Source organism: Bradyrhizobium sp. STM 3809, from assembly GCF_000239795.1.
Taxonomy (GTDB): Bacteria; Pseudomonadota; Alphaproteobacteria; order Rhizobiales; family Xanthobacteraceae; genus Bradyrhizobium.
Genome location: NZ_CAFJ01000018.1, coordinates 1 through 4937, shown reverse-complemented (window position 1 = coordinate 4937; position 4937 = coordinate 1). Strand labels below are relative to the sequence as shown.

Annotated in this window: 4 protein-coding genes and 1 pseudogene; 4 read left to right on the top strand and 1 reads right to left on the bottom strand. The window is 67.0% G+C overall.

Features of this window, described 5'->3' with window-relative positions; all coding sequences use genetic code 11:
- The 3 genes from BRAS3809_RS36985 to BRAS3809_RS00970 all read left to right on the top strand — a co-directional run.
- On the top strand, positions 1-204 hold a 204-nt coding region (locus BRAS3809_RS36985), incomplete at its 5' end, for a hypothetical protein (RefSeq protein WP_210161088.1).
- A gap of 75 nt (positions 205-279) precedes the next feature.
- Positions 280-1389: an HD-GYP domain-containing protein gene (locus BRAS3809_RS00975; protein WP_008960230.1), complete on the top strand. Its 1110-nt coding sequence runs from the start codon at positions 280-282 to the stop codon at positions 1387-1389.
- A 100-nt stretch (positions 1390-1489) separates the two neighbouring features.
- The gene (locus BRAS3809_RS00970; RefSeq protein WP_008960229.1) at positions 1490-2788 is read left to right on the top strand and encodes a cytochrome P450; all 1299 of its coding nucleotides are present in this window, start codon (positions 1490-1492) and stop codon (positions 2786-2788) included.
- A 17-nt stretch (positions 2789-2805) separates the two neighbouring features.
- Here BRAS3809_RS00970 and BRAS3809_RS00965 read toward each other — a convergent pair whose 3' ends face one another.
- Positions 2806-4380, bottom strand: coding sequence for an AMP-binding protein (locus BRAS3809_RS00965; RefSeq protein WP_008960228.1), 1575 nt, complete (start codon positions 4378-4380; stop codon positions 2806-2808).
- A gap of 157 nt (positions 4381-4537) precedes the next feature.
- Here BRAS3809_RS00965 and BRAS3809_RS00960 point away from each other — a divergent pair.
- Positions 4538-4937, top strand: a pseudogene (locus BRAS3809_RS00960) (RnfABCDGE type electron transport complex subunit D); the annotation flags it as partial.

The window sequence follows — 4937 nt, the reverse complement described above, 5'->3', positions numbered from 1 at the left end:
TGCCCGGCTGCGATCGCTGCCGATCACCGCGGAGGCGGTGAAGGCGGCGATGAAGGCCTGACCCGCCCACCTGACAAAGACCAGTTCGGAACCGCCGGAGAGATCCTCTCCGGCGGTTTTCGTTTGTCCGGGAGTGAGCCGCCGGCATCACACAATTTGAGCGATTGTCTTAACCCTTCGCTCACCCGAAAGCAGACAGCTTGAGTGATCGGATTAAGCCGCGTCGAACCCGTATCCAAGTAGCTTGCAGGGGCAGCAAACCGACAGGGGCGAGCACGTATGAGCGCGACAGCCAAGCAGACCGTGACCCAGACCGCGACCAGGCGCCATCTCCTGCTCGCGTCCGATCGCGGCGACCAGAGCAGCGAGCTGGCGCGCATCCTGCGCTCCGTCGGCGACGTCGACCTGATGCCGACCACCGACATTCCCGAAAATCCCGGCAACCGCTTTTCCGGCGTCATCGTCGATATCAACCTGCGCTCGCCCGAGAGCGTGCAGCGGGTGCGCAAGAAGCTGTCCTCGCGCGCCTATAGCGACGTGCCGCGCCTGTTCGTGCTGGCCGAGGCGCTGCATCATGCCACGATGCAGGCCTGGGCGCTGGGCGCGACCGACACCATCGCGCGTCCCTTCAGCGCCGCAGACGTGCTGCAGCGGGTCCGCTCGGCGTTGCCGGCCGATGACGGCTACGACGAGTCCGATCGCGGCAAGCTGCTCAACCGCGGCGTCGAAGCGGCGCAGGCGGTGATGGCCAAGATCTTCGAGAAGCTGCCGGCCGGCATCCCGCTGACGATGGAGGACATCGTCGCGGCCGAGAACAAGATCCTCAAGGCGATCAAGCATTCGTCGCTGCGCGAGTGGATGACCGTGGTCGGCTGCCATCACAACGACACGTATCGGCATTGTCTGTTCGTGACCGGGCTTGCGGTCGGTTTTTCGATTCATCTCGGCATGCGCGAGGACGATCAGCGCCGGCTGGTGCGCGCGGCGCTGCTGCACGATGTCGGCAAGGCGTTCATCCCGGTCGCGATCCTGGACAAGCAGGGCAAGCTCACGGCCGAGGAGATCGCGCTGTTGCGCCAGCATCCGCGCCGCGGCTACGAGGCTCTGTTGCGGCAGGGCTGCTTCCCGCCGGAGATGCTCGACGTGATCCTGCATCACCACGAATTCCTCGACGGCTCCGGCTATCCGGACGCGCTGCACAGCGAGCAGATCAGCGACATCGTGCGCCTGACCACGATCGTCGACATCTATGCGGCGCTGATCGAGAACCGCGCCTACCGGCCGGCCTTCACCCATGCGCGCGCGTTCCAGATCATGGAGAACATGGGTCCGAAGCTCGACCAGCAGCTCCTGCAGGCGTTCCGTCCGGTCGCGATGGGCGCGCATTGAGACTTTCGCGCTAATCTGTCGCTAGCAGCTGGACGCAAGTGCCTGGTTGCAGCTGCGCACTATCCTACCCGCCATCGAGGAAGCAGGCGGGGGGATCGGCATGAGCGCGGCATTGGCTGACGAGGTCATTCCGGCCGACATCGCGGCCACCCTGGTCGATCCCGCGTGCTACGCCGACCACCGCATCCATGACGCCTATCGCTGGCTGCGCGCCAACAATCCGCTCGGCCGGGCCGAGCTCGAGACCTTCGACCCGTTCTGGGTGGTGACGCGGCACGCCGACATTCTCAACATCAGCCGGCAGAACGACCTGTTCCACAACGCCGACCGGGCCACGACCCTGACTAACAAGGCGGTGCTGGAGCGCGTCCACAAGATCACCGGCCAGCCCAATCTGGTGCGCTCGCTGGTGCAGATGGACGCACCGGATCATCCGAAATATCGCGCGCTGACGCAGGGCTGGTTCATGCCGGCCAACATCGCCAAATTCGAGCCGCGCATCCGCGAGATCGCCCGGGCGACCGTCGATCGCATGGCCGCGAAGGCCGCGGCCAATGGCGGCGCCTGCGATTTCGTCGCCGATGTCGCCCTCGGCTATCCCCTGCACGTGATCATGGAGATCCTCGGCGTGCCCGAGGCCGACGAGCCGCGCATGCTCAAGCTGACGCAGGAGCTGTTCGGCCCGCAGGATCCCGACACGGCGCGGGTGCGCGAGGCGCTGTCGGCCGAGGTGTTCGCCGCCATGCTGCAGGCTGTGGTCGCCGATTTCGCCGCCTATTTCGAGCGCATCACCGCGGACCGCCGGGCCCATCCGCGCGACGACCTCGCCACCGTCATCGCCAATGCCAGGATCAATGGCGAGGAGATGCCGCTGCATGACCGCACCAGCTACTACATGATCGTCGCGACCGCCGGCCACGACACGACGTCGTCTTCGACGGCCGGGGCGATCTGGGCGCTGGCCGAGGATCCCGATCAGTTCGCGCGCGTGAAGGCCGATCCGGAGCTGATCCCGGGGCTCGTCGACGAGGCGATCCGCTGGATGACGCCGGTCAAGCATTTCATGCGCAGCGCGACCGCCGACACCGAGCTCGGCGGCCGCCGGATCGCGAAGGGCGACTGGCTGATGCTGTGCTATGCCTCGGGCAATCGCGACGAGGCCGTGTTCGACGATCCCGACGCGTTCCGCAGCGACCGCAAGCCGAACCGACACGTCGCGTTCGGCTATGGCGCGCATCTGTGCCTCGGCCAGCATCTCGCCAAGCTCGAGATGCGCATCCTGTTCGAGGAGCTGCTGCCGCGCCTGACCTCGCTGTCGCTCGACGGCCCGGTCAAGATGACGCAGGCGACCTTCGTGAACGGACCGAAGACGCTGCCGGTGCGCGTGACGATGCGCTGAGCCCCGCGGCGCGCTCCTCAGTCGAGCAGCTTGCGCAATTCGGCCTTGGCGACCTTCTCGAGCGTCGAGCGCGGCATCTCGTCGACTAGCTTCACCTCGCGCGGCACCTTGAAGTCGGCGAGCCCGGCACGGCAGGCGGCCAGCACCTTGTCGGCCAGCTCCTCGCGCGCGACGCCGGCCTGCGGGATCACGAAGGCCACCGGCACCTCGTCGAGCATCGGGTGCTTCTTGGCGACGACCGCGGTCTCGCGCACACCGGGCACGGTGATGATCACCTGCTCGATCTCGGACGCCGCGACGTTCTCGCCGCCGACCTTCAGCATGTCCTTGGTGCGATCGCCGAACTTGATGAAGCCGTTGTCAAGCCGCGTGACACGGTCGCCAGTAAGGAAGAAGCCGTCGGCATCGAAGCTCGTCCGGGTCGCTTCCGCGTTGTAGAGATACTCTGAAAACAGCGACAGGCCGGGCACGCCCTTGATGGCGAGATTGCCGGTGTCGCCGACCGCGGTCGGCCTGCCGTCATCATCGGTGATGCGGATGGTGTATTCCGGCGCGGCGCGGCCGATCGACATCGGCGTGTTGGGCTGGTCGACGTCGCCGACGATGCCGTGGGTGATGGTCTCGGTCATGCCCCACCAGCCGATGATCTTGATGCCGAATTTCGCGAACGCCGTCGGCTCCGAGACCGCAGTGCCCCACAGCCGGAATCTGTGGTCGTTCGGCACCTCCTGGTCGAGCAGCGCCTTCATGCAGAACGGGATCGTCGAGGTCCAGGTGCAGCCATGCTCGCGCGCGACGCTCCAGAACCGGCTCGCCGAGAAGCGCGGCTGGATCACGCATGTGGCGCCGACCCACAGCGTGGCCAGCATCGAATAGGCCAGCGCATTGGTGTGGAACAGCGGCAGATAGGTCTGGTGCACGTCGCCCCGGTGCAGGTCCTCGTGCACGGCATTGACCTTGGCGCCCCACAGCGCATTGGCGTGCGTCCACAGCACCGCCTTCGGCCGCGACGTCGTCCCCGACGTGTACTGCACGCTGCACGGCGCCAGCGGATCGGTGGCGCGCCGCGGCCGGTCGGCGCTGTCGGCAAACAGCGTCTCGAACCGGTCGCCCACGCCGACCGCCGTTGCGTCCGGCTGCCCCGGATCATGCGAGATCACGGCGAGCCAGCGGATGCCGCGGCAATGCGCCGAGATCATCTCGGCATAGGCCGGCTGGGTGATCGCGGCGACCGCGCGGCAGTGATCGGCGAAGTAGCTCATCTCGGCGGCGGCGGAGCGGGTGTTGGTGGTGACCGCGAGTGCGCCGAGCTCGACGCAGGCGAACCAGGCCAGCATCGCCTCGACGCAATTGTCGAGATGGATCAGCACCGCGTCGCCCGGCTTGATGCCGCGCTTGACGAGGCCCGCGGCGAGCGCGCCGACGCGGTCGTGAAACTCGCCATAGCTCCATCGCCGCGCCGGCGCGTCGAACGGCGCCCAGATCAGGAACGGATGGTCACGCCTGACCTCGCTGCGCAGCTTCAGCAGCCACGGCACGTCCATGCCGTCGAACGGCGTCACCGTGCCCGGCGCGATCGTCAATCCGTTCATGTTCGCTCCCATTGTTCTTGTCCGCAGCCCGTCCCGGCCGCTTCGCCTGTCGTTCATTCACCTTTTGCCGCCCGGCGCCGCCGCGAGCAAATCAGGATTGAACCGGTTGCCGACTGGCGGCGACGAATGGCGCGGCAAGACACGCCCGGAGGTTCGCATGCAGGCCCTGGCCCGACCATGGCGGCTGCCCGATGCCCGCTATTTCCAGATCGCGGCATTGGCCACGCTGCTGGCGATCAATTTCGCCATGATCGATTTCGGCGCGCGGCCGGCAGCGAGCGTCATCGCGGTCACGACCGCCCTGGTCACGCAGGTGATCGGCTGCCGCCTCAGCGGAACGCCGCTCGATCTCAGGTCGCCGCTCATCACCGGCCTGTCGCTCAGCCTGCTGCTGCGGGCGGACGCGCTCTGGCTGCATGCGGCGGCCGCCGCCATCGCGATCGCCGCGAAATTCGTGCTGCGCATCGACGGCAAGCACGTCTTCAATCCCGCCGGCTTTGCGATCGTAGTGCTGCTGTTCACATCGCATGGCGTATGGATCTCGCCCGGTCAATGGG